Genomic DNA, 23,102 nt, shown 5'->3' with positions numbered 1-23,102 from the left:
GCAACTCAACATTGCCTTGACGCGTACGGTGCGGGCGGCAACAATCACGCGGCGGGGAAGGAGGGAGAACCCACCCCCACCCCGCCCAACCACCCCAAGGTTCTCCATCTCAGGCGCCCCACCAACCCACCCCCACCCCGCCCAACCACCCCAAGGAACTCGACCCCAGGCGCCCCACGTACCCGCCCGAGCAACGCCCAACAACCCCCACCCCCACCACCGGCAGCACGAAACCAGACGCCCCTCTCCAAGACTCCAAACCCCCAGACCCCAAGACCCCAAGCCTCCAACATCTAACGATGAGTGAACAACACGTCACCGACCGATAATCGGCTGTTGGTCGGCAACTAGGTCCGTGTTCAGCCCCATCGACGAAGGTTGCTTTCCGTCGGTCCCCCGACCGGCTTCACCCCCGAGGCGACGGAGAGCAATCCGCATGCTCACGAAACGTTCCCAACATGCTCGAAACCCCTTCCCTCCGCAGGCACGCCGCTGTTCTCGTGCCCTTATCGCCGTGTCGACGGCGGCGGTCGTCGTCGGTGCCCTCACCTTGGTGCCCGCCACGGCCGCGCCGACCCAGCCCCAGGACCAGCCCCAGGCCCAGCACCAGGACTGGGACGACATCGCCTACCGTGGCGCGATCGAGGTCGTTCAGGCCGAGGACACTCCCGAGGACGACTCGGTGCTGACCGGCAAGGTGTTCATCGACCAGGACCGGGACAGCGCCAGTGACGACGAGGCCGGGCTGGCCGGGGTCACGGTGACCAACGGCCGCGACGTGGTGCGGACCGATGACGAGGGTCGGTACGAACTGCCCGTCTTCGACAACATGACGGTGTCGATCACCCAGCCGTCCGGCTACCAGGTGCCGGTGGACGAGTACAACGTTCCGCAGTTCCACTACAACCACCTGCCCGAGGGCTCCCCCGAGCTGCGTTACGGGGGCATCGAGCCGACCGGTCCACTGCCCGGCGCGATCAACTTCCCCCTGGTGGAGAGCGAGCTGACCGCCGAGGCGGCGCAGAGCTGCGTCATCGCCGGTGACCTGCAGACCTATGACAAGCAGGAGGTCGAGTACGCCCGGGCCGGCGCCATCAAGGACCTGTCCGAGCGTGACGACTACGCGGGTTGCGGCACTCTGTTCGTCGGCGACGTCGTGGGTGACGACCTGTCGCTCTACCCCGACATCAAGGAACTGACCGCCGAGACCAACGGTCCCGCCCGTTTCCTGCCCGGCAACCACGACCTCGACTTCGATGCCCCGAGCGCCGCGCACTCCTTCGACACCTTCCGCGAGCAGCTCGCCCCCGCCTACTACTCCTACGACGTGGGCGACATGCACGTGGTCGCGCTGAACACCGTCGACTACCCGTGCACGGCGGCCGAGGACAGCCCGGAGGGCATCGAGGAGCACTGCGCCGACCCGGAGGGCAGCCCGTCGTACAACGGCCGGATCAGCGACGAGCAGCTGGCCTGGTTGGAGAGCGACCTGGAGAACGTGTCCGACGACAAGTTGATCGTGGTCGCCGGGCACATCGGTCTGCTCAACTACGCCGACGAGAGCTCTCCGGTGCACCAGGTCGACCAGGTCGTCCGGGTGCACGAGCTGTTGGAGGGCCGTGAGGCCGTCACGGTGGCCGGGCACAGCCACAGCATCGAGAACCTCAAGACCGGCGACGACGTCGAGGGCTGGCGTGACCTCTTCGGCATCGAGGGAATCCCGTTCCCGCACATCACCGCGGGCGCGATCTCCGGTGACTGGTACTCCGGCGAGGTCGGCGAGGACGGCTACCCCACCGCGATCGGCCGTGACGGTGGCCGCCCCGGCGTGGTGACGTTGGACGTGGAGGGCAACGAGTTCCAGGAGCGTTACACCGTCACGGGCGAGTCCGACGAGGTGCAGACGCAGCTGAGCCTGAACAGCCCCACCTTCCGCGAGTGGTTCGACGAGCGCCAGGAGTGGAACGACGACCCCGCCGGAGAGGCCCCCGAGCTGGACGAGCCGCTGGTGCTCGACCGGGCCGACCTGGCCGACGGCACCTGGCTGACGACCAACTTCTTCATGGGTTCCACAGGTTCGACCGTCGAGGTCGCCGTCGACGGAGCCCCCGCGCAGGAGGCCACCCGCACCCAGCAGATGGAGGGTGAGGACGTCAACGTCGGTGTCGAGTACTCCGACCCGTACGCGATCGCCCAGCAGTTGGTGCACGGCGGCAGCCTCGCCGACCGGAGCATGCACCTGTGGCGGTTCGACCTGCCCGGCGACCTCGAAGCCGGCGCCCACACCGCCGAGGTGACCGCGACCGACTCCTACGGCCGCGAGTTCACCGACGTCCTCGAATTCGAGGTCGTCGAGGAGGGGTAGACCTGCCCCCACGACAAGGGTCGTCGCCGGTGTTCGATCACCGGCGACGGCCCTTCGTCGTGGCCGGGAAGCATCACTGCGCGCAGCACGGTCGTCGTCCGTGGTCTCGCGTATGGCCTCTGTCGCACCTGGGGTCGGACCCCGGGTCGATCGCGCGCCCTGACCGGAGCTCCCGTAAGCTGACCTGCCGAACCGGGACGAACCGGACCGGCGATCCAGAGAGCTCCGAGAACCGCAACGTGAAGCGTCGAGCGCCCGAATGGGCGACCCTCTCCCCCAGGCGCGAGGTCCTCGCCGTCGTGCGCAGCGTCCCCGCCGCCGGGCGGCTGCTGGACGTCACCTCGCTGCTGGCCGACGAGCGGGTCGGGGTCACCTTCACCATCACCCCCGGTTCGGCCTCCGAGTCCGGGATCGAATCCCTACTGCACACCGCCGGTGTCGACGAGGTCCTGCCCTGGGAAGAAGCCCTGCGCAGCCCGCACGACCTGGCGTTGGCCGCCAGCGCCAAGGGCGCCCCTCACCGGGTGCCGGCCCCACTGGTACTCATGCCGCACGGGGTCGGACACAACCGACGGGTGGGCGCCGCCCCGGGTTCGTTGGCAAGGGCCTCCGGGCTGGATCCGAGCGAACTCCTCCACGAGGGCGAACCCATCGCGACGCGATTCCTGTACTCGCATCGTGAGCAGCTCGAACGTCTCCATCGAGTGCTCCCGGCGGCCCGGGGCCGTGGTGTGGTGGTGGGCGACCCGGCCTTTGATCGGATGCTCGCCGCCGGCGGGCGCCGCGACCGGTACCGGGAAGCCCTGAACGTGGACGATCGTCGACTGGTGGTGGTCTCCTCCACCTGGAATCGGGGGTCGTTGTTGGGCGCGCGCCGCGACCTGGTGCGGGCCTTGCTCGCCGAGCTGCCCCACGACGAGTACCGGGTAGCGCTCATCGCCCACCCCAACGTGTGGCGATCGCGCGGGCGGGCCCAGTTGGAGCTGTGGTTGGCCGACGAGATCGAGGCGGGTCTGGCCCTGATCCCGCCGGAGGAAGGATGGCGCGCCGCCCTGATCGCCTCGGACGTGGTGGTGGGCGACGTGGGTTCGGTGACCTACTACGCGGCCGCCCTGGGCCGGCCGGTGCTGCTCGCGGCCTTCGACATCGCCGACATCGATCCGGCCTCGCCCCTGTTGGAGTTCGGTTCCCTGTTGCCGCGTCTGGGTTCGGGGCGCCTGGTCGAACAGGTGGACCTGGCCACACGGTCCCCCGTGGTGCCGGTGGCCGATCTACTCATCGAACACCACGGCGACTCGGCGTCCCGGCTCCGTACGGTGCTGTATTCACTGCTGGATCTGACCGAACCCGAACGCCCCGCCTACTTCCCGCCCTTGCCCGACCTGGAACCTCAGGTCGACGACGTCACCGCCTGGCGGATCGACTCGGAGGCCGTTAAGGGGCCGGATGGGACAGAGCTGTCTCTGCGACGCCACCCTTCGGCCGTGCCCATCGGGTCGCCGGAGGAGGCCGCCACCCGCCCGTTGGTGGTGGACGCCGAGGACACCGCCCTCCCTCGCCGGGACGCCGCCGACGCCTGGTCGCGTCGGCGGGTACGGAGTGAGGCGGACTCGGTCTCCTGGGTGAAGGAGCGGATCGCCTCCTATCCGCGTGCCCGGTCGGCGGTCGCCGCCCTGGACCGGAACTCCACACTGTTGTTGGACCGTTCCGGTGCGGCGATGCGGGTGCACGACGTACACGGCGACCACCCCCTGGACGCCTCCATGGTGGCGGCCGCCGCCGTGGCCTGGTCACGCCGTGCCCACCCGTGGCGGGCCTGGCACCATGGGTTGCCCCTTCGCGTGGGTGAACGAACCCTGCGTCTGAAAGGCACCCCCCCCCCGCCGGAATTCGCTTTTCTGGGGGATGTCGAGGAGGTCCGGGGCTATCGGTAGAGTTCGCGCCGGATCTGCGCCGATTCGGTTTCCAGGTGGTAATGTCCGGCCACCTTCCCGGCCCACTCCAACCGCTTGCGTGACAGGTCGTGTTCGCCCCGTGTGCGGTCCAGTTCGGCCAGGAACCGCGCGCCCCGCACCTGTTTGACGGGGTCGGCCACCTGGACGAAGACCTCCAGGGCCGCCTCGGCCTTGCGCGCGGCCTCGTGGGTGCGGTCGATCCCGGCCAGGCCCCGCGCCAGGAGCAGTCGGATCCGGGCCCGAAGCTGTTTCCAGTCGTCCACGACCCACCGTGCCCACCGGTCCGGGCTCTCCCTGTCGAGCTCGGCGATACGCCGGTCGGCGATGTCCTCCGCGTGGGTGAGCTCGTGGAGCGCCTCGGTGAGATCGCCTCGGCGCAGGGCCTGACCACCCAGCTGGTAGGTCTGCATCGCCTCACCGCGCGGACGTCCCGCCTCGCGGTGGATCCGACGGCAGCGGGTGAGCAGTTCGCTCGGAGAGTCCTGGGGCGACCCGGGCAGGTCGGGGTCGCGTTCCTTGAGCAGCGCCTGTGTCTCCAAAACCACCGCGCGGTCGAGCTCGTGGTCGGTACGGTCGGCCTCGCGTTCCGCCTCGGCGACAAGGGGAAGCGCCTGCTCCGTCATGTCGAGCTCGATGTACAGACGGGCGAGGTAGTTGGCGCAGCGGGCGACGGCACCGTGGTGTTCCGACCGCCGTGCCACTTCCAGGGCACGTTGATAGATACGAACGCCGGTCTTGAGACGACGACGGCCGTAACAGGTCGGCCAGACCGCGTCGGCCAGTACCGGCACCGCCAGGGGGCGGTCGAGTTCCAGGGCCAGGGACATCAGTTCGGGGACACGCTCGATCTGACGGTCCTGCCACTCCGCGGCCTCCCGCCGGCCGTCGAAGGGGACCAGGTGGTCTCCGGGCGGAACGGTGAGTTCGGCGGTGGGCAGGTCGTCGGTGAGCCGGTGTCGTTCCCCGAGCGCCGCGCGATCGGCCAGGTGGTGGGTGACGGTGTGGTAGCGCAGCACGGCGAACGCGTCGGAGGCCCAGTTCTCACCCGCCTCCTCCCGGACCCGTTCGCGGACCAGTTCCACCATCCCGCGACCGCCGCCCTCGCCGCGATGCAGCATCCCGGCCTCGGCCAGTCCGTTCAGCACTTCGTCGGCCCGCTCCCCCAGCACGAGATGGGCCAGTTCCCGGTCGAAGCCGCGGCCCGGGTCCGTGGCGAGGACGTCGAGGACTCGGCGCCGATCGGGTGCCAGACCGGAGACCGCGAGGTCGACCACGACCTCGGCGCCGCTCCTTGGCGGAAAAGTGGAGCGTTGCCGTTCCCGGATCGCGCTCACCAGTTCGGCCACGCCCAGTTCCTGGGCCTCGATGTGCCCGGCGGCCATCCTCAGTGCCGCGGGCAGGCCCCCACAGAGTTCGACGAGCCGTTCGGCGGCGGCCCATTCGCACGGCCCCTCAGACGTCGGTCGACACCGTGGAAGGAGCGTAGGAGCGCGAGCGAGTCGTCCCCGCCCAACGCCGTGAGGGTGACGGCTTCGGCGCCACCGGCCACCAGCTCCGCGGTCGAGGTGAACCCGAAGGCGCAGGCGGCCACGACCAGGTGCGGTCCGGTGCCCAGGGACAGGGCGCGAAGATCCCTCTCGTCGGCGACCCCGTCCAGGAGCAGCAGGAGCGGCTTTCCCGTGGTGGTCCTGCGCAGCCGGCCGTGCAGGACCGACGCGTCGGTCTCCTCGCCCACGTCCCCCACCTGGAGTTCGGCGAGCATCCTGCGCAGCACCGCCGCCACGTCGAGCACACCTTCCCCGTCGCGCCAGTCGCGCAGGTCGAAGTAGAGGTCGCCGGCCTCGAACCCGCGTCCCACACGGTGGGCCACCTCCGCGAGGGTGACGCTCTTGCCGACCCCTCGTTCCCCGGTGAGCAGGGCGAGCGCGCCACGTCGTTCCCGTAGGACCTGCGCGGCCACACTCTCCAGCCGGGCGAGTTCATCGACGCGGTTGGTGTACTTGCGATCGGCGTTGGGCGCCTGGTGCGGCGGCGCGGGCGGCCTCGGCTCCATGAAGGTGACGGAGACCCGGTCTCCTTGGATGGACGTGCCGTGGTTGTCCCGCAGCTGGTAGTGGTGTCGGGGGTCGGACACCTTCGGCCTCCTAAGGGTGTGTTCGCACGCGTGCGCCGAGTGGTCACGGCCACCGCCGATCCTAGGCCCCGGGCCGGGCCCGGGGCCTAGGACGCCCCCATCTGTCCGTTTCCGGTCTCGGGTTCAGTCCACGCCGGCGGCCTCAAGGGTGCTCGCGTCCGGGGCCTTGCTGAGCAGGCTGGCGATCACCAGTGCCAACACGGCCGCGGGCAGCGCCACGATCACGCCGTTGAAGCCGCCGGGCGCCCCCGCGACCTCCCAGCCGATGGTGACGGCGGACCCGGTGATCAGGGCCGCCACGGCACCGGCGGTGGTGGCGCGTTTCCAGAACAGGACCGCCAGGACTGCCGGGGTGATGGCCGCGCCGTAGACCGTGTAGGAGTACATCTGCAGGTCCAACACGGTGGGGAAGTACAGGCCCAGGGCGATGGCGACCAGGGCGATGGCCACGACCGAGGTGCGCTGCACCACCAGGGTGCCCCGTTCTCCGATCTTGTCGCCGGCGAACCTGGCGAACAGGTCGTAGGCGACGTTGGAGGCGCCCGACAGCATGAAGGACGATCCGGTGGTGACGACGAACGCGACCGCGCCGGCCAGCAGCAGGCCGCCGATGATGGTGGGCAGGTGGCCGTCGGATGCCAACCGCAGCACGGACTCGTCGCCGTTGATGCCGGGCATGAGCACGGCGGCGGAGGTGGCCAGCATGATCACGGGGACGAACACGAAGAAGCTGGCGATGAGCATGCCCAGGGTGGAGTTGCGGGCGGCGCGTTCGTCCTTGGCCGCGGCCAGTCGCTGGTAGAGGTTCTGGTCGGCGAGCAGGAGCAGGAACAGCGGCAGGAAGTAGCCGAGCAGCTGCAGCGGGCCGAGTCCGCCGGTGGGGGTGCGCGCGACCTCGGGCAGCCCTTCCCAGTAGGCGGGTAGTCCGCCGACGGCGACCAGGATGAGCGGTACCGCCACGATCAGCGCGCCGAAGACGAGGATGGCGGAGACGAAGTCGGTGTAGGCGACCGAGAACAGACCTCCGGTGACGGTGAGGATGGTGACGACCGCCGCGACGACCAGCGCGCCCTGGGTGGGGCTGAGCGGTGTGATGAGCGCGAGGACGTAGCCTCCGCCGACGAACTGGGAGGCGACCAGACCGATGTAGGCGATGGTGGTGACCACCGCGGCGACCGTACGGACCCCGGTGCCGAAGCGGGCTTCGAGTAGTTCGGGGACGGTGTGGCGAGCCGCCCTGCGGATGCGGCGTGCGGCCAGCAAAAGGACGAGGATGCCCAGGGGTGTGCCGGCGAAGAAGACCATGCCCGCCATGGGGCCGTGGTTGTAGGCGAAGTTCGCGCCGCCGATGATGGTGCCCGATCCGACCCAGGTGACGACGAGGGTCGCGATCATGACGGGGGTGGACAGACTCCGCCCGGCGAAGAGGAAGTCCTCACCCGTGCGGACCTTGGAGGATCGGGTGTAGTACAGGCCGATCCCGACCATCACCACGAGGTAGAGGGTGATGAGGATCAGGTGCGTCGTTTGCATGGATGGCCTCTAGAGGGAGACGGAGGGGTTTGGCTGAGGCCCGATGTAACCAGCAACGACGACAGGAATGCAATAGATATTGCATCTTATGTGACTTGGATCACCTAGAAGAGTTCCGCCTGCTCCCACAGCCGCTCGGTGCGACGCACCGCGGCCAGGGCCGTCTCGCCCCCGACCCTGGCCAGATCGGCCAAGATCGCGTGCACGATCACCATCGCCGCGGTCAGCGAGGGGAACATGCCCACTCCCTCGCTGGGCACGACGACGACGTGGTCGGCCACGGCGACCAAGGGCGAGTCCCGACGGTCCGTGATCAGCGCGACCGGCACCGATTCGTCGGCGGCCATACGCGCCGCCCGACCCAGCGCGACGGGGAGCATCCACAGATCACAGACCACCAACAGGTCGCGCTCGTCCATCCGTGCCAGGGCGTTGACCAGTGAGGTGCCGCCGGAGTCATGGAGTCGCACGTCGTAGCCCATGATCTGGGCGGCGTGGGAGAGCTGGACCCCCGGCGCGGCGAAGGTGCCCGAGCCCAGGACCAGGGACCTGCGCGCCCGGTGCAGGGCGGCGGCCACCGCGCGGACCCGATCGGGTTCGAGGGTTCGCTCCAACAGACGCAGGTTCTCCCGGTCCGAACGCACCGCCGCCCGTACCGGATCGGCGTCGGAGCCGGCGTGTTCGGCCAGCACCTCCCCCGCGCTGAGCGAGGCCAGGTAGCGCGAACGCAACTCCACGCGCAGCGCCGGCCAGCCGGAGTAACCCAACTGTTGGCCGGCCCGCACCACCGTCGCGACGTTGACCTCGGCCCGTTCGGCCACTTCGGCGGCGGTCGCGTAGGAGGCGAACCTGGGCTCGTCCCGCAGCACCCGCAGCACCCTCTCGGTGGCCCTGCCCGCGCGCCCGCGCTCCAGTGTCTCCTCGATCCAGTCCGCCATCGCCCCGTCCGTTCTTCGTTCGAGCGATCCGGACCGCCCGGTTCGCGCCGAACCCAGCGATATCACCCCCGCTGGACAACGACACCCAGATGCAACGTATATTGCATTTCATCGTCGTGGCCCAGCCTACGACCGACCGTGCACCCACACCTTGGAGGTTCCCCGTGACCGACCACCCGCGCCCCATCGTGTACACGAACACCGCGCTGCTCGATCCCGAGACCGGAACCCGCGCGCCCGGGAGCTGGCTGCTCGTCGAGGACGGCGTCATCGCGGCCCGTGGTGCGGGTGAGGTCCCGTCGAGCGTCACCGACCGGTCCGAGACGGTCGACCTCGCCGGGGCCACGCTCATGCCCGGCCTCATCGACGCCCACGTGCACGCCACCGCGTTGAGCGCCGACCTGGGCGCCGTAGGCGACCACTCCCCCTCCTACGTGGCCGCCTACGCCGCGAACTCACTGTCCGACATGCTCGGCCGGGGGTTCACCACCGTTCGCGACGTCGGCGGCGCCGACTGGGGGCTCGCCGAGGCCGTGGACGACGGACTCATCGACGGGCCCCGCCTGATCTTCGGCGGCAAGGCCCTGTCCCAGACCGGCGGGCACGGAGACTTCCGTCCACGCGGCAGGCACGGCACCGACCAGCACGGATGCTGCCCGGGGGCGGGTCTGATCTGTGACGGACCGATCGAGTTCCGCCGCGCCGCCCGTGAACAGCTGCGCACCGGCGCCCACCACGTCAAGGTGATGCTCTCGGGCGGGGTGGCGTCGCCCACCGACCGGATCGACTCCACCCAGTCCGCCGAGGACGAACTGCGCGCGGTCGTGGAGGAGGCCGAGGCCGCCAACCGCTACGTCACCGGGCACGCCTACACTGCCCGGGCGGTCAACCGCGGGTTGCGTCTGGGGGTGCGCTGCGTGGAGCACGGCAACCTCATCGACGAGAGCAGCGTGGAGCTGTTCGTGGAGCACGGCGCGTTCCTGGTCCCGACGCTGGTCACCTACCGCGAACTGTCCCGACAGGGAGCTCGCAACGGGCTTCCCGCCGAGAGTCAGGCGAAGGTGGACACGGTGCTGCACCGGGGTCTGGAGGCCCTGCGGATGGCGCACGAGGGCGGGGTGCGCCTGGTGTTCGGCACGGACCTGCTCGGTGGCATGCAGGTCCACCAGAGCGCGGAGTTCGCCATTCGCGGCGAGGTCCAGCCCGCGGCCGACGTGGTGCGCGCGGCCACCAGTGAGGCGGCGGCCCTGCTGGATCTGGAGGGCGAGGTCGGCACGCTGCGCACGGGGGCGCGCGCCGACCTGGTCGTCGTGGACGGTGACCCGCTGACGGACCTGTCGGTGCTGGCCGAACCCGAGCGTGGCGTGCGGGCGGTGCTGCGCGGCGGTGTTCTACGCCGCGGGGGTCTTTGAGGGCACGGGTGCGCCCGAGGGATCAGGCGGGGCGGACCACGCCGGTCGAGCGCAGCAGCGCCCGGTCGCGCTTGCGGCGTTCGCAGCGCACTTCCTCAAGAGCCCTCTTGAGCTTTTCCTCGGGCGTTTCCGTTTTCTCGGCCAGGTAGTTCTCGCGGGGGCTGGTCAGTTTGAACTTTCCCATCACGACCATTCCTCTTCTCGGGGTCGGGCCCTCCGGTCGCGCCTCGGGCCGCCTCCGCGAACAATATACCCAGTGCGGCGGCGAACAAAGCGATCGTGGATCCGTGCTGGTGGTCCAGGCTGCCCGGGTCCGGGGCGTCGATGGTGACCATTCCGAAGGCGTGTTCGGTGGAACGGATCGGCGCGGCGATGAAGGTGCTGTAGTGGGCGCCGGTGCCCGCCCAATAGGGGGTGTCGGCGCCCTCGGAGCGCAGGTCCTCGACGATGACGAAACGGCCGGGTAGTTCGTCGAGGATACGGAAGGCCTGGTCACCGCGTTCAGTACCGCGGACGAAGTCGCGGGGGCGGTCGGGGCGCCCCGCGGGGAAGCGGGGTTCCATCCGTCGCCCGTCGTTGGAGACCACGAACACCACGGCTCGTACCCCCGGTACCGAGATGAAGGCGGCCCGCAGGTCGCCGGCCACCCGCATCGCCGCGGCCTCTGCGGTCTCCACCCTCTTGTCACGGGGGCGGAAGGTGACGGTCGCGGCCAGTTCCAACAGCGGCGCGAGCGCCTCCTCCAGGACCTTCTCCCGGGCGGTGGTGAGTTCGTTGTTGTTCTTGCTGCGCCGTTCCCACCACAGGTCGAGGGCGGGGATGACCACGCCGACGACGATGGGCGGCACTCCCCACCAGATCACGATTCCGGAGACGATACCGCCGAAGGCGACCAGGAGCCCGGACAATGTCAGGGCCAGGGGTTTGTGACGGTGCGCGATGTAACCCAGCCACGAAAGCGTGCCCAGGAGGGGGTTCACGGGCTTTTTCACGCGGCTCACTGTAGCGGGGTCGGCGCCCTTGCGTGACGAAGGCCCGGTGGGCGGCACCGGCGTGATGCCGGGCGCTCCACCGGGCCCGAGTACGGATCAGTGACGACCGGAGGTGACATCCGATCCGGGTTCGATCTCCTCGGTCGGTTTCCGGTCCTCGTCGGTCTCGCCGGTCTCCTCGACGGTCTCGTCCTGGTGCAGGTGGGCGCGCTCCAGGGCCGATCCCTCCACGTCCACGTCGGGCAGCACACGCTCCAGCCACTTGGGCAGCCACCAGGCGGCGTCACCGGCCAGGTGCATCACCGCGGGGATGAGCAGCATCCGGACCAGGAACGCGTCCAGGAGCACACCGAACGCGAGCCCGAAGCCCACGGAGCTGATCATCATCATCTCGGAGAAGATGAACCCGCCGAACACCGAGATCATGATGATCGCGGCGGCGGTGACCACCGAACGGCCGGCCCGGAAGCCCTGCACCACCGCGAGGCGGGCCGGGGCGCCGTGCACGTAGGCCTCGCGCATGCCGGTACCGATGAAGAGCATGTAGTCCATGGCCAGGCCGAACAGGATGCCCACCATGATCGTGGGCAGGAAGCTCAGCACCGGCCCCGGGTTCTCCATCCCGAGCAGACCGCCGAGCCAACCCCACTGGTAGACGGCGACCACACCGCCCAAGGCGGCGAAGTAGGACAGGATGAACCCGAGCGTGGCCACCACCGGCACGAAGATCGACCGGAACACCAGCAGCAGGATGACCAGGGACAGGCCCACGACCACGGTCAGGTAGGTGGGCAGGGCACCGGCGATCTGCTCGGAGATGTCGATGTTGCCGCTGGCCATACCGGCGACGCCGAGCGGCGCCTCGCCGTGGATGGGTTCCATGCCGCGCAGCGTGTGGACGAGGTCCTCGGTGGACTCGCTGGAGGGACCCTCCACCGGTTCGACCTGGAAGATGGCCAGGGTCTGGTCGTCGGAGACACCGATGGGCGCCACCGCCTCGACGTCCTCCAGCGCGTAGATCGCGTCGGCGACCTCGTACTGGTATTGCTCGGCGTTGGCCTCGGCCTCGTCGTCGTCGGGACCGCCGGGCAGATCGGCGGTGACCAGGAGCGGGCCGTTCTGGCCCTCGCCGAAGTTCTCCTCGATGGCGGTGTAGGCCTTGAACTGGGTGGAGTCGACCGACTGCGAGGAACCGTCCGGCAGGCCCTGACGCAGGTCCAGGACGGGCAGGGCGATGACGCCCAGGACGATGATCGCGATGGCGGCCCGGCCGAGTGCCCGAACGTTGGACATCGGCTTGACGTGGCCGGGCCTCTCGGGCGCCTGGCCGTTGACTGAGGCGGCGCCCAGGCGGGCGTGCTCACGCTTGGACAGGATGCGCTTGCCCACCAGTCCCAGCAGTGCCGGGATGAGGGTGATGGCGACGATCACCGCGATGGCGATGGCGATGGCGCCGACACTGCCCATGAGGCCGAGGAAGCCGATGCCGGTCAGGTTCAGGCCCAGCAGGGCGATGAGCACGGTGGCGCCGGCGAACACCACGGCGTTGCCCGCGGTGCCGTTGGCCAGACCCACGGACTCCTGGAGTTCCAGTCCCTGCTTGAGTTGGCGTCGGTGCCGGTTGACGATGAACAGGGCGTAGTCGATGCCCACCGCCAGGCCGAGCATGAGACCCAGGATCGGGGTGATGTCGGCGATGGCCAGGACACCGGACAGCGCCATGGTGATCAGGGTGGCGATGCCCACGCCGACGAGGGCGGTGAGGATCGGCAGGCCGGCTCCGATGAGGGTGCCGAGCATGACCACCAGGACGACGCCGGCGACGACCACGCCGATGATCTCGGCCTTGCTGACCAGGCTGGGCAGTTCCATGGCGATGTCGTCGGCGAACTCGACGGTGGCCCCGTCGACCGGTTCCGACTCGAAGACGGAGATGACGGCGTCGCGGGTCTCCTGGGAAACCTCCTCCTGCGCGTCGGTGAAGGAGACCATCACCATGGCGGCGTTGCCGTCCTCGGAGACGGTGCCGATGCCGTCGGCCATCTCCATCAGGGCCTCGCCCTGTTCGAGCTGCTCCTCCTCGGTCTCCAGGGTCTCCAGGCCCTGGTCGATCTCGTCCTGTCCGCCGTCGAGGGCCTCCTCCATCTGGTCGAGCATCCCGGCGGCCTCGGCCTGGGCGCGGTTCTCGTCCAGTTCCTCCTGGCCGGCCTCGATCTCGGCGCGGGCGTCGTCGATCTGTTCGCGCCCGTCCTGGAGGAGTTCGACCTGCTCGGCGCGCTCGTCCTCTGTGGCGAACGGGTCTACGACACCCTCGACCCCGTCGACCTCGGTGGCGAGGTCGACCCGCTCACCGATGGCCTCCTTCTGTTCGTCGCCGAAGGGCTCGCCGTCATCGGTCTCGTAGATGATGGTGCCGGCGCCGCCGCCCATGCCCTCGAACTCGGTCTTGAGGCGCTGGTTCACCTGGTCGGTGGCGGTGCCGGGGATGGAGAAACCGTCCTCCAGCTCTCCCGAGAAGAGGAAGAAGGCACCGCCGGCGGCGACCAGCAGGGCCAGCCAGAGCGCGATGACGATGCGGGCGTGCCGTGCCGAGGCACGCCCTAGTCGGTAGAGAAGTTCAGCCATGGTTCTTCCGCAGGAGTGGTGGGTGTGGTGAGCGGATCCGCTCAGGTGGCCGCGGTGCCGGTGTCCAGGGTGCCGAGGCCGTCGCGGTAGGTGCCGATCATGCGGTCGAGCAGTTCGTTCCAGACACGGCGGGATTCGGCGGTGTCGGCCCCTTGGGTGGCCCTCTCCCAACGACGGACCACGACCAGGGCGCCCCCGATGAGGGCGCCGCACATCAGTTCGACCTCCATGGGGTCGGCCGAGGGGTGGTGACGCAGGGTGGTGGCCGCGATCCGGGTTCCCAGGTCGGTGAGGGCGCGCTCGAAGAGCACGGCCTGGCGCGGGTTCAGGGCCCGGTCACCGGTGGCGAGGACGTGGCCGGCGCCGCGGTCATCGGTCTGGAAGATGCGCGTGAGTTCGTTGATCGGGGTGACCAGGTCGGTGGCGCGCAGGGCGCCCGCGACCCGGTCGAACATCGATGTGCCCTCGTCGGTCGCGGCGAGGTTGGCGTCGACGCCGTCGAGGATGACCGCGAGCATCTCGCGGAACACTTCGAGGGTGATGTCGTCCACCGTCTTGAAGTGGTTGAAGACGGTGCGTCGGGAGACGTCGGCGCGCGCGGCGAGACGGTCGACGGTGAAGTCGGTGCCGCCGATCTCGGACATCAGCTCGGCCGCGGCGTCGACGATGGAGCGCCGGTGCCGTGCCTTGAGAGCCTCACGTCGATCGAGGGCGGGCGAGCGCCGCTGTTCTGCCATGGTGCAAGACTACGGAACTCGGTGCACTCAGTGCAACGACGCACTGAGTGCACCGGATCACATCGCTTCGGACGTGTCCACCCATGGGCCCACCGAACGGACATAGGACGCGGTCGTGGCGACCATGAGCACCAGCGCCGCGACGCCGAGCAGGCCGTGGTACCACTCCCATTCCGGGCCCGATCCGAGGAAGGCTCCACCCACCATCGCCACGGCGGCGGCGCCCACCCCGATCAGCGCACCGGCCAGGAGGAACAGCATCAGCAACCGTGGCACTCGGCGGCCGGCCTCGGTCACCGCGGCCAGGATCAGCAGGGCTCCGGCGAGCCCTGTGGCGGCCGCGAGCCACTGTTCGGCGGCCACACTCAACACCGCGCTTACGGGGCGTTCATAGGCCTGGGGCGGCACGTCCGGGCCGCCGGGAAAACCCAGACGGCCCTGGGAGGCGTAGTAGGCCTTACCGAGGGCGTAGCCGAGGAAGGCCACCACCAGTGGCGCGGCGAACCATCGTGGGCGGCGGTCGTTCACGAACGTTCCCCTGTCAGGCGCGGGCCGGCCGGTCGCCGGGCCCTCACACCCAGAATAGTCCCGTGAGGTCGGGTGGGGCCTCCCCCGTTGGAGGGAGCGGTGTCCCACGGTGGGGGGAGTCGTGGCGCGCGAGCGGGCCCCGATGTCACTTGCGCTTGGCGCGGCGGCCCACACGCCAGTAGGCGCAGAACTGGATCTCGTCCTTGGGCACCCCGCAGGTCCGGGCCAGGGAGCGAACGGCCAGGACGAAGGACGCCTCGCCCACCACGTACACGCGGGTGTCGGCGGCGATGCCGCGTGAGCGCAGGTGTTCCAGGGCCCGGTCGCCGGCGGACTCACCGTAGGTGCGCACGTTCCAGACCGGGTCGGCGCCGACCAGTTCACGACGGTCAGCGGCGTCGGGGATCTCCAGGACGTAGTCGCAGGGCGCGCCGTTCAGGGAACGGGCGATCCCCTCCACGCCCGGCAGTCCGCTCTCGTCGGCCACCACCAGGACCGGGCCCGTGTGGTCCTCGACGTTGAAGATGCGCCCCTGGTCCAGCATGCCGATGCGGTCACCGGGGCGGGCCTCCAGGGCCCAGCGGGCGGCCACACCCTCGACGTCGCCGGTGGTGACGCAGCGGTGGATGACGAAGTCCAGGTCCAGCTCCCAGACATCGCCCACCCGGCGGGCGTCACGGATGGTGTAGTTGCGCACCAGCGGACGGTGCGACTCCTCGATGTCCAGCAGGCGGGAGTACCACCCCTCCGCTCCGCCCAGGGGCAGGTCGAGGGTGCCGTCCGGGGCGGTCAGGAACAGTCGGAACCAGTGGTCGAAGCCCAGGTACTCGAAGTCGTCCTCGAACCCGTCGCCGGTGCTGCGCAGGGTGACGCGGGCGAAGCCGGGGAAGGGGCGGGAGGTGGCGTGCACGGCCAAGGAACGGACCGAGGCGGCGCGGGGGTGGACGGGGCGAAAGTCGGCGAGCTTCTCGGCCATGGGGGTGCCTCCTCAAGGTGCGGGTGATCGGGAGGGGGCGTCCTCGATCCGCGGTTCGGGCTGTTCGGGGTGGGTGCGGCCACGATTCCGGACGGGAACCCGAAGGACCTCACCTTGGCCAGGTTAGACTAACCTAACTAAATTATCGAGGCCGGGTCGGCATCGAATTTCCAAGCCGGCCGGGTCGGGGTTGTGGGAACCCCACAGAGCGCTCCGTGTCACGGTGTGGGCGGGAACACGCCCCCCGGAGGTCCGAGTGGTCCGCGGCGTCGGATCAAGGGCCGTTTTTGGTCGATCTCCACAACTCCACCCCCTCAAGATGCGTTGGGTGCGTCATGGCGCTCGGAGGCCCCCAGACGAGAAGGTGGAGAACGCCGGGGCCGTCTCTCATGTCGCCGCGCGCACATCATTGGTCTTACAGAAGGGCTCATTCGGGTGTTCAGTCGTGTCGCCATCGTGAACCGTGGTGAGGCCGCCATGCGGCTCATCCACGCCGTCCGTGACATCGCCGCGGAGAGCGGAACACCGATCGAGACCGTCGCCCTGCACACCGACGTCGACCGCACGGCCGCGTTCGTGCGCGAGGCCGACCTGGCCTACGACCTCGGTCCCGCCGCCTCCCGTCCCTACCTGGACATGGAGGTGTTGGAGCGCGCCCTGGTGGAGTCGGGCGCCGACGCCGCCTGGGTCGGGTGGGGTTTCGTCGCCGAGGACCCGGCCTTCGCCGAACTGTGCGAACGCGTCGGGGTCACCTTCGTCGGCCCCTCCCCGGAGGCCATGCGCAGGCTGGGCGACAAGATCGGCGCCAAGCTCATCGCCGAGGAGGTCGGGGTCCCGGTCGCCCCGTGGAGCCGTGGCGCCGTCGAGAGCCTCGAAGAGGCCCTGGCCGCGGGTGAGCGGATCGGTTACCCGTTGATGCTCAAGGCCACCGCCGGTGGTGGTGGGCGCGGCATCCGCGTCATCAACGACGGAGCGGAGCTCGCCGAAGCCTACGAGCGCACCAGTCAGGAGGCCGCCCGGGCCTTCGGCAGCGGCATCGTGTTCCTGGAGCGCCTGGTCACCGGCGCCCGCCACGTCGAGGTCCAGGTCATCGCCGACGGTCAGGGCACCGCCTGGGCACTGGGCGTGCGCGACTGCTCGGTGCAGCGTCGCAACCAGAAGGTCATCGAGGAGTCCGCCTCCCCGCTGCTGAGCCCGGAGCAGACCCGGGAACTCAAGGAGTCCGCCGAGCGGTTGGCCGTGGCGGTGGACTACCGCGGCGCCGCCACCGTGGAGTTCCTCTACCACCCCGGTCAGAAGCTGTTCGCGTTCTTGGAGGTCAACACCCGCCTCCAGGTCGAGCACCCCATCACCGAGTCCACCACCGGGTTCGACCTGGTGCGCGGCCAGCTGCACGTGGCCGGCGGCGGGAGGCTGGAGGGCGAGGCCCCGACCGAGCGCGGGCACGCGGTGGAGGCCCGGCTCAACGCCGAGGACCCCGACCGCGACTTCGCCCCCTCCCCCGGGCGCATCGCCCGTCTGGACCTGCCCGCGGGCCCCGGCATCCGCGTGGACACCGGTGTGGCCGAGGGCGACACCATCCCCGCCGACTTCGACTCCATGATCGCCAAGATCATCGCCTACGGGAGCGACCGCGAACAGGCGATGGCGCGTCTGCGTCGGGCGATGCGCGAGACCACCGTGATCATCGAGGGTGGTGCCACCAACAAGAGCTTCGTGCTGGACCTGCTGGACCGACCCGAGGTGATCGACGCCTCCGTCGACACCGGGTGGATCGACCGGGTGCGCGCCGAGGGCGACCTGGTCTCACACCGGCACTCCGCGGTGGCCCTGTCGGCCGCCGCCATCGAGGCCTACGAGGAGGAGGAGCGGGTCGAGCGGCAGCGGCTGCTGTCCACCGCCTTCGGCGGGCGCCCCCAGGTACAGCACGAGAGCGGTCGCCCGCTCGACCTGAAGCTGCGCGGGGTCGGCTACCGGGTGCGGGTGGCGCGTCTGGGCGCCGACCGGTTCCGGGTGGTCGTGACCTCCGGTGAGGACACGCGCACCGCCGACGTGGAGCTGGAGCGCTTCGACCGGCACAGCGGTCGCATCACCGTCAACGGCTCCCGCCACCACCTGCTCATCGGCGCCCACGGCCCGGTCCACCTGGTGGAGGTCGACGGTGTGGCGCACCGTGTGAGCCTGGACGAGGGCGGCGTGCTGCGTTCGCCCACGCCCGCCCTGGTGGTGGCCACCCCGGTGGGGGTCGGCGCCGAGGTCGAGGCCGGCGCTCCGGTGTTGGTGCTGGAGAGCATGAAGATGGAGACGGTGCTGCGCGCGCCGTTCCGCGCACGCCTGAAGGAGTGCACGGTGATCGTGGGCGCCCAGGTGGAGACCGGCGCCCCACTGCTGCGTCTTGAGCCGCTGGCCGACACCGAGGAGGTCGAGGAGGCCGACACCACACCGGTCGAGCTCGATCTTCCCTCCCCTTCCGGGGACGTCCCCGTGGTCGAGCGCCTCGCGCGTGGCCGCGAGGACCTGCTCGGTCTGCTGTTGGGCTTCGACGTCGACCCGTTGGACGAGCGTCGGGTGTTCGACGAGTACCTGGCGGCCCGGCACGAGGCGGTCTCCGCCGGGCACCGTCCCCTGGCGGCCGAGCTGGACCTGCTGGACGTGTTCGCCGACCTGGCCGAGCTGAGCCGTAACCGGCCCGCCGGAGCGGACGACGTCGGCGACACCCACGTGCACAGCCCGCGCGAGTACCTGCACACCTACCTGCAGAGCCTGGACGTGGAGCGGGCCGGTCTGCCCGAGTCGTTCCAGACCAGGCTGTCCCGCGCCCTGGCGCACTACGGGGTCACCGACCTGGAGCGCACCTCCGAGCTGGAGGCCGCGGTCTTCCGCGTCTTCCTCGCCCAGCAGCGTTCCTCCACCGACGCGCGTCTGATCACCGGCCTGCTGCGCGCCTGGCTGCAGGACTCCCCGCCCGAGTCCGAACTGCACGAGCCCACCGGTCTGGCCCTGGAACGGCTCGTGGCCGCCACCCAGGTGCGCTTCCCGGCCGTGGCCGACCTGGCCCGAGGCGTGGTGTTCTCGTGGTTCGGCCAGCCCACGCTGCGCCGACACCGCGCCGAGGTCTACGCCGAGGTGCGCCGTCACCTGCGCCACCTGGACCAGAACCCGGACTCTCCCGAGCGCTCCGAGCGCGTGGCCGCCATGGTGCGCACCACCGAACCGCTGGTGCGGCTGCTCGGTCAGCGACTGGTCCGCGCCGACCTGGACAACTCGGTGCTGCTGGAGGTGCTGACCCGTCGTTACTACGGCAACAAGGGTCTGGCCGACGTGCGCACCACGCGTGGTTCGGGGTGCACGTACGTGGTGGCCGAACGCGCCGGGGTGCGCCTGGTGTCGGCCGCCGTCGGGTTCGAGAACCTGGGCGACGCGGTCCGGGGCCTGGCCGAGCACACCGAGGGCGACCTTCCGGTGGACGCCGACCTGTACCTGGCGTGGGAGAAGCAGCCCGAGGACTTCGAGGCGACGGCCGCCGCCCTGCACCAGGCCGTCAACCTGCACCCGATGCCCGCGGGCGTGCGCCGCCTGACCACCACCGTCGCCGGTCGTGACGGCTCGGTCATGCACCACCACTTCACGTTCCGTCCCTCCGCCGCCGGGTTGGAGGAGGATCGGCTCATCCGCGGGCTGCACCCGCACATCGCCGAGCGCATGCAGATGGAGCGCTGGAACCGGTTCGACCTGACCCGTCTGCCGTCCGCGGACGAGGAGGTGTACCTGTTCCGGGCCGTGGCGCGGGAGAACCCCTCCGACGACCGACTGGTCGCCTTCACCCAGATCCGCGACCTGACCGAGCTGCGCGACCACGAGGGTCGGCTCATCTCCCTGCCCACCGCCGAGAACACCATCGCCACCTGCCTGGACTCGATCCGTCGCGCCCAGGCCGGACGACCGAAGAAAAAGCGGTTCAACACCAACCGGATCGTCATGTACGTGTGGCCTCCGGTCGGCATCACCGACGAGGAGATCCAGGCGATCGGGCGGCGGGTCCTGCCCACCGTCGCCGGGGCCGGTCTGGAGGAGATCCTCTTCATCGCGCGCCGGCGCGACGCCGAGACCGGTGAGCTGGTCAAGACGGCGGTACGGGTGCCCTTCGACGCCACCGGCGAACCGGGCCTGGCCATCGGCGGTCTGTCCACCGAGCCGGTCGAACCGATCGACGACTACCGCCAGAAGGTGCTGCGCGCAGGCAGCCGCAACACCGTCTACCCCTACGAGCTCACCGACCTGCTCGGCGACTTCGTCGAGCACGACCTGGACGAGCACCACACGCTGGTTCCGGTGGACCGCCCCAAGGGGCGCAACTCCGCGGCGATCGTCGCCGGTGTGATCACCACCCGCACCCGACGCCACCCCGAGGGCATGAGCCGGGTGGTGCTGCTGGGCGACCCCACCAAGTCGCTGGGCGCGCTGTCGGAGGCCGAGTGCCGCCGGGTCATCGCGGCCCTGGACCTGGCCGAGCGGATGGACGTGCCGCTGGAGTGGTACGCGCTGTCCGCGGGCGCCCGGATCTCCATGGACTCGGGCACCGAGAACATGGACTGGGTGGCCGCGGCGCTCAAGCGCATCGTGGAGTTCACCCAGGACGGCCGTGAGATCAACATCGTCGTGGCGGGCATCAACGTCGGCGCGCAGCCGTACTGGAACGCCGAGGCGACGATGCTCATGCACACCAAGGGCATCCTGGTGATGACCCCGGACTCGGCGATGGTGCTCACCGGAAAGCAGTCGCTGGACTTCTCCGGTGGTGTGTCGGCCGAGGACAACCACGGCATCGGCGGTTACGACCGGGTCATGGGCCCCAACGGTCAGGCCCAGTACTGGGCGCCCAACCTCATCGCCGCCCGCGACACCCTCATGGCGCACTACGACCACACCTACATCGCGCCGGGTGAGCAGGCTCCGCGACGGGCCGCGACCTCCGACCCCGCCGACCGGGACGTCTCGGACTTCCCGCACGTGGTGGAGGGCAGCGACTTCACCACCGTCGGGGAGATCTTCTCCAGTGCGGCCAACCCCGACCGTAAGAAGCCGTTCGACATCCGGACCGTGATGCGGGCGCTGTCGGACCAGGACCATCCGGTGCTGGAGCGTTGGGCCGGCATGGCCGACGCCGACACCGCGGCGGTGCAGGACGTGCACTTGGGCGGGGTCCCGGTGTGCCTGCTGGGCATCGAGTCGCGGTCGGTGCCGCGCCGCGGTTTCCCGCCGGCGGACGGCCCCGACACCTACACCGCGGGCACCCTGTTCCCGCAGTCGTCGAAGAAGGCGGCGCGGGCGATCAACACCGCCAGCGGCAACCGTCCGCTGGTGGTGCTGGCCAACCTGTCGGGTTTCGACGGGTCGCCGGAGTCCATGCGCAGGCTCCAGTTGGAGTACGGCGCGGAGATCGGCCGGGCGATCGTGAACTTCGAGGGCCCGATCGTGTTCTGCGTGATCTCCCGGTACCACGGTGGCGCGTTCGTGGTCTTCTCCAAGGCGCTCAACCCGAACATGACGGTGCTGGCCCTGGAGGGTTCGTTCGCGTCGGTGCTGGGTGGCGCCCCGGCCGCCGCGGTGGTCTTCTCCGGTGAGGTCAACGCCCGCACCGCGGCCGACCCGCGGGTGAGGGACCTGGAGGGACGTTTGGCCGAGTCCTCGGGAACGGGTCGGGCGACCCTGGCCGCCGAACTGGACGAGGCGCGCGCCTCGGTGCGTTCGGAGAAACTGGGCGAGGTGGCCGCGGAGTTCGACCGGGTGCACAGCATCCAGCGGGCCGTCGAGGTGGGTTCGGTGGACGCGGTGATCCGCGCCGCCGAGATGCGTCCGCGCATCATCGAGGCCATCGAGGCGCACCGGGACAAGGGCGCGTAGCGGCAAGTGAAAGGGGCCCACCGAGAGTTCTCGGTGGGCCCCTTCGCGCTGAAGTGGGCCGGCACGGCGGTCGCCTCACGGCGGATGGCACAACAGGGTTCCTGCCACCTGACGGTGCGGTATTCCCTGAAGGCTGTGTGTAGAGCCCGGGGGACACTTGATACCGCGCCGACCCACCAGCTGTAACGAGCCCACCCCCTCCCCTATTCCACCCTCGGCCTCATCGATGTCCGATCCAGGTCCGAGGTGTCGAGGATTCGGCGAGAATGTCGTACCAGCGCCCTAGGGTCGGGGCATGTATCTGGACGCCATCGCCTTCGAAGCCGAAGACCCATCGACCCTGGCCCGATTCTGGTCCCGTGCTTTGGCGGCCCCGGCGCTCGATCGCGGGCCGCTCGGTGTCGAGATCGCCACACCCGTGGTGCCCCTGCTCCTGGTTCCGACCGGGCCCTCCCCCTCCGACCGCGACGGGGATCGGATCACCCGAATCCACTTCGACCTCGACGGTGGCCCCGACCACCACGCCCACGCCGAACGGCTGGTGTCGCTGGGTGCGGAGCGCAGGGACGTCGGGCAGGGCGACGTCCCCTGGGAGGTGCTCGCCGACGTGGAGGGCAACCTGTTCTGTGTCATGCCCGGCCGCCGGTACGAGAACGTGGGCCCGGTCCTGGGTTCGCTGCCGGTGGACAGCGCCCGGCCCGAGGTCGACCGGGCCTTTTGGGCCGATCTCGTCGGTTGGTCCCCGGTCGACGAACAGGGGCCGGGACTGCGCCACCCGGACGGCGGCGGGTTCGTGCTGCAGTACTGCGACGAACTCGCGCCCAAACCACCGGGCGTGCGCAACACGGTGACCCCGATCCTGCGCCCTGACCCGGACGAGGCCTATGCCCACACCCGGCTCACCGACCTGGGAGCGCGCCCGGTGGAATCGGACCCGGGTTCGCCCTGGCGGGTGTGGGCCGACCCCTCCGGCAACGAGTTCCGGCTGCCGGTGCGCTGACCT

The 23,102-nt window shown here is 70.1% G+C and carries 14 protein-coding genes; 5 read left to right on the top strand and 9 right to left on the bottom strand.

From position 1 onward, the window contains the following. Positions 1-436 precede the first annotated feature (436 nt). Together ACWGSK_RS02405 and ACWGSK_RS02400 are read left to right on the top strand one after the other, a co-directional pair. Positions 437-2,365 carry a calcineurin-like phosphoesterase C-terminal domain-containing protein gene (locus ACWGSK_RS02405; RefSeq protein WP_452455049.1) on the top strand — a complete coding sequence of 643 codons (1,929 nt, stop codon included), beginning with the start codon at positions 437-439 and terminating at the stop codon, positions 2,363-2,365. Positions 2,366-2,604: 239 nt separating this feature from the next. Beyond that, positions 2,605-4,299 (top strand): translation initiation factor IF-2, encoded by a 1,695-nt coding sequence (locus tag ACWGSK_RS02400; RefSeq protein ID WP_452455048.1) that lies wholly within the window; start codon positions 2,605-2,607, stop codon positions 4,297-4,299. Here ACWGSK_RS02400 and ACWGSK_RS02395 read toward each other — a convergent pair. From ACWGSK_RS02395 to ACWGSK_RS02380, 4 genes are all read right to left on the bottom strand, one after another. Continuing rightward, a complete protein-coding gene (locus tag ACWGSK_RS02395; protein ID WP_452455047.1) occupies positions 4,290-5,702 on the bottom strand; it encodes a hypothetical protein in 1,413 nt (470 codons plus the stop codon). The two genes, ACWGSK_RS02400 and ACWGSK_RS02395, sit on opposite strands and share 10 nt — an antisense overlap. Positions 5,703-5,704: 2 nt before the next feature. After that, positions 5,705-6,454 carry a hypothetical protein gene (locus tag ACWGSK_RS02390; RefSeq protein ID WP_452455046.1) on the bottom strand — a complete coding sequence of 250 codons (750 nt, stop codon included), beginning with the start codon at positions 6,452-6,454 and terminating at the stop codon, positions 5,705-5,707. A 123-nt stretch (positions 6,455-6,577) separates the two neighbouring features. Then, the gene (locus ACWGSK_RS02385) at positions 6,578-7,987 is read right to left on the bottom strand and encodes a sodium:solute symporter family protein (protein WP_358509009.1); all 1,410 of its coding nucleotides are present in this window, start codon (positions 7,985-7,987) and stop codon (positions 6,578-6,580) included. A 104-nt stretch (positions 7,988-8,091) separates the two neighbouring features. Further along, positions 8,092-8,925 carry a MurR/RpiR family transcriptional regulator gene (locus ACWGSK_RS02380; RefSeq protein WP_358509011.1) on the bottom strand — a complete coding sequence of 278 codons (834 nt, stop codon included), beginning with the start codon at positions 8,923-8,925 and terminating at the stop codon, positions 8,092-8,094. Positions 8,926-9,089: 164 nt separating this feature from the next. Between ACWGSK_RS02380 and ACWGSK_RS02375 the strand changes: the two genes are divergently transcribed. Continuing rightward, a complete protein-coding gene (locus tag ACWGSK_RS02375; RefSeq protein WP_358509013.1) occupies positions 9,090-10,337 on the top strand; it encodes a metal-dependent hydrolase family protein in 1,248 nt (415 codons plus the stop codon). A gap of 95 nt (positions 10,338-10,432) precedes the next feature. Here the strand turns inward: ACWGSK_RS02375 and ACWGSK_RS02370 are convergent, their stop codons facing one another. The 5 genes from ACWGSK_RS02370 to ACWGSK_RS02350 form a co-directional block, all read right to left on the bottom strand. After that, entirely contained in the window at positions 10,433-11,329 is an 897-nt protein-coding gene (locus ACWGSK_RS02370) for a GAF domain-containing protein (RefSeq protein WP_358509014.1), read from the bottom strand. A gap of 96 nt (positions 11,330-11,425) precedes the next feature. Further along, positions 11,426-13,954, bottom strand: a complete 2,529-nt coding sequence (locus ACWGSK_RS02365) for an MMPL family transporter (RefSeq protein ID WP_452455045.1) — start codon at positions 13,952-13,954, stop codon at positions 11,426-11,428. A gap of 41 nt (positions 13,955-13,995) precedes the next feature. Beyond that, positions 13,996-14,691 carry a TetR/AcrR family transcriptional regulator gene (locus tag ACWGSK_RS02360; protein WP_358509018.1) on the bottom strand — a complete coding sequence of 232 codons (696 nt, stop codon included), beginning with the start codon at positions 14,689-14,691 and terminating at the stop codon, positions 13,996-13,998. A gap of 57 nt (positions 14,692-14,748) precedes the next feature. Next, positions 14,749-15,219 (bottom strand): hypothetical protein, encoded by a 471-nt coding sequence (locus ACWGSK_RS02355; RefSeq protein ID WP_358509019.1) that lies wholly within the window; start codon positions 15,217-15,219, stop codon positions 14,749-14,751. A gap of 145 nt (positions 15,220-15,364) precedes the next feature. Continuing rightward, a complete protein-coding gene (locus ACWGSK_RS02350) occupies positions 15,365-16,195 on the bottom strand; it encodes a siderophore-interacting protein (RefSeq protein ID WP_358509021.1) in 831 nt (276 codons plus the stop codon). Between the two features lie 435 nt (positions 16,196-16,630). Here ACWGSK_RS02350 and ACWGSK_RS02345 point away from each other — a divergent pair, with 435 nt between their 5' ends. Together ACWGSK_RS02345 and ACWGSK_RS02340 are read left to right on the top strand one after the other, a co-directional pair. Then, positions 16,631-22,099, top strand: a complete 5,469-nt coding sequence (locus tag ACWGSK_RS02345; RefSeq protein ID WP_452455044.1) for an ATP-binding protein — start codon at positions 16,631-16,633, stop codon at positions 22,097-22,099. A gap of 295 nt (positions 22,100-22,394) precedes the next feature. After that, the gene (locus ACWGSK_RS02340; protein WP_452455043.1) at positions 22,395-23,099 is read left to right on the top strand and encodes a VOC family protein; all 705 of its coding nucleotides are present in this window, start codon (positions 22,395-22,397) and stop codon (positions 23,097-23,099) included. Positions 23,100-23,102: the final 3 nt, after the last annotated feature.

This window comes from Nocardiopsis sp. NPDC055551, from assembly GCF_053619415.1.
Note: the sequence above shows the minus strand (reverse complement) of the source record. Positions and strands in the feature narration are given on the sequence as shown.

What these genes read in the sequence shown, in the direction of transcription:
- ACWGSK_RS02365 (WP_452455045.1), bottom strand. Translation starts at nt 13,954, where the DNA reads ATGGCTGAACTTCTCTACCGACTAGGGCGTGCCTCGGCACGGCACGCC.
- ACWGSK_RS02405 (WP_452455049.1), top strand. Translation starts at nt 437, where the DNA reads ATGCTCACGAAACGTTCCCAACATGCTCGAAACCCCTTCCCTCCGCAG.
- ACWGSK_RS02350 (WP_358509021.1), bottom strand. Translation starts at nt 16,195, where the DNA reads ATGGCCGAGAAGCTCGCCGACTTTCGCCCCGTCCACCCCCGCGCCGCC.
- ACWGSK_RS02360 (WP_358509018.1), bottom strand. Translation starts at nt 14,691, where the DNA reads ATGGCAGAACAGCGGCGCTCGCCCGCCCTCGATCGACGTGAGGCTCTC.
- ACWGSK_RS02395 (WP_452455047.1), bottom strand. Translation starts at nt 5,702, where the DNA reads ATGGCCGCCGGGCACATCGAGGCCCAGGAACTGGGCGTGGCCGAACTG.
- ACWGSK_RS02340 (WP_452455043.1), top strand. Translation starts at nt 22,395, where the DNA reads ATGTATCTGGACGCCATCGCCTTCGAAGCCGAAGACCCATCGACCCTG.
- ACWGSK_RS02385 (WP_358509009.1), bottom strand. Translation starts at nt 7,987, where the DNA reads ATGCAAACGACGCACCTGATCCTCATCACCCTCTACCTCGTGGTGATG.
- ACWGSK_RS02380 (WP_358509011.1), bottom strand. Translation starts at nt 8,925, where the DNA reads ATGGCGGACTGGATCGAGGAGACACTGGAGCGCGGGCGCGCGGGCAGG.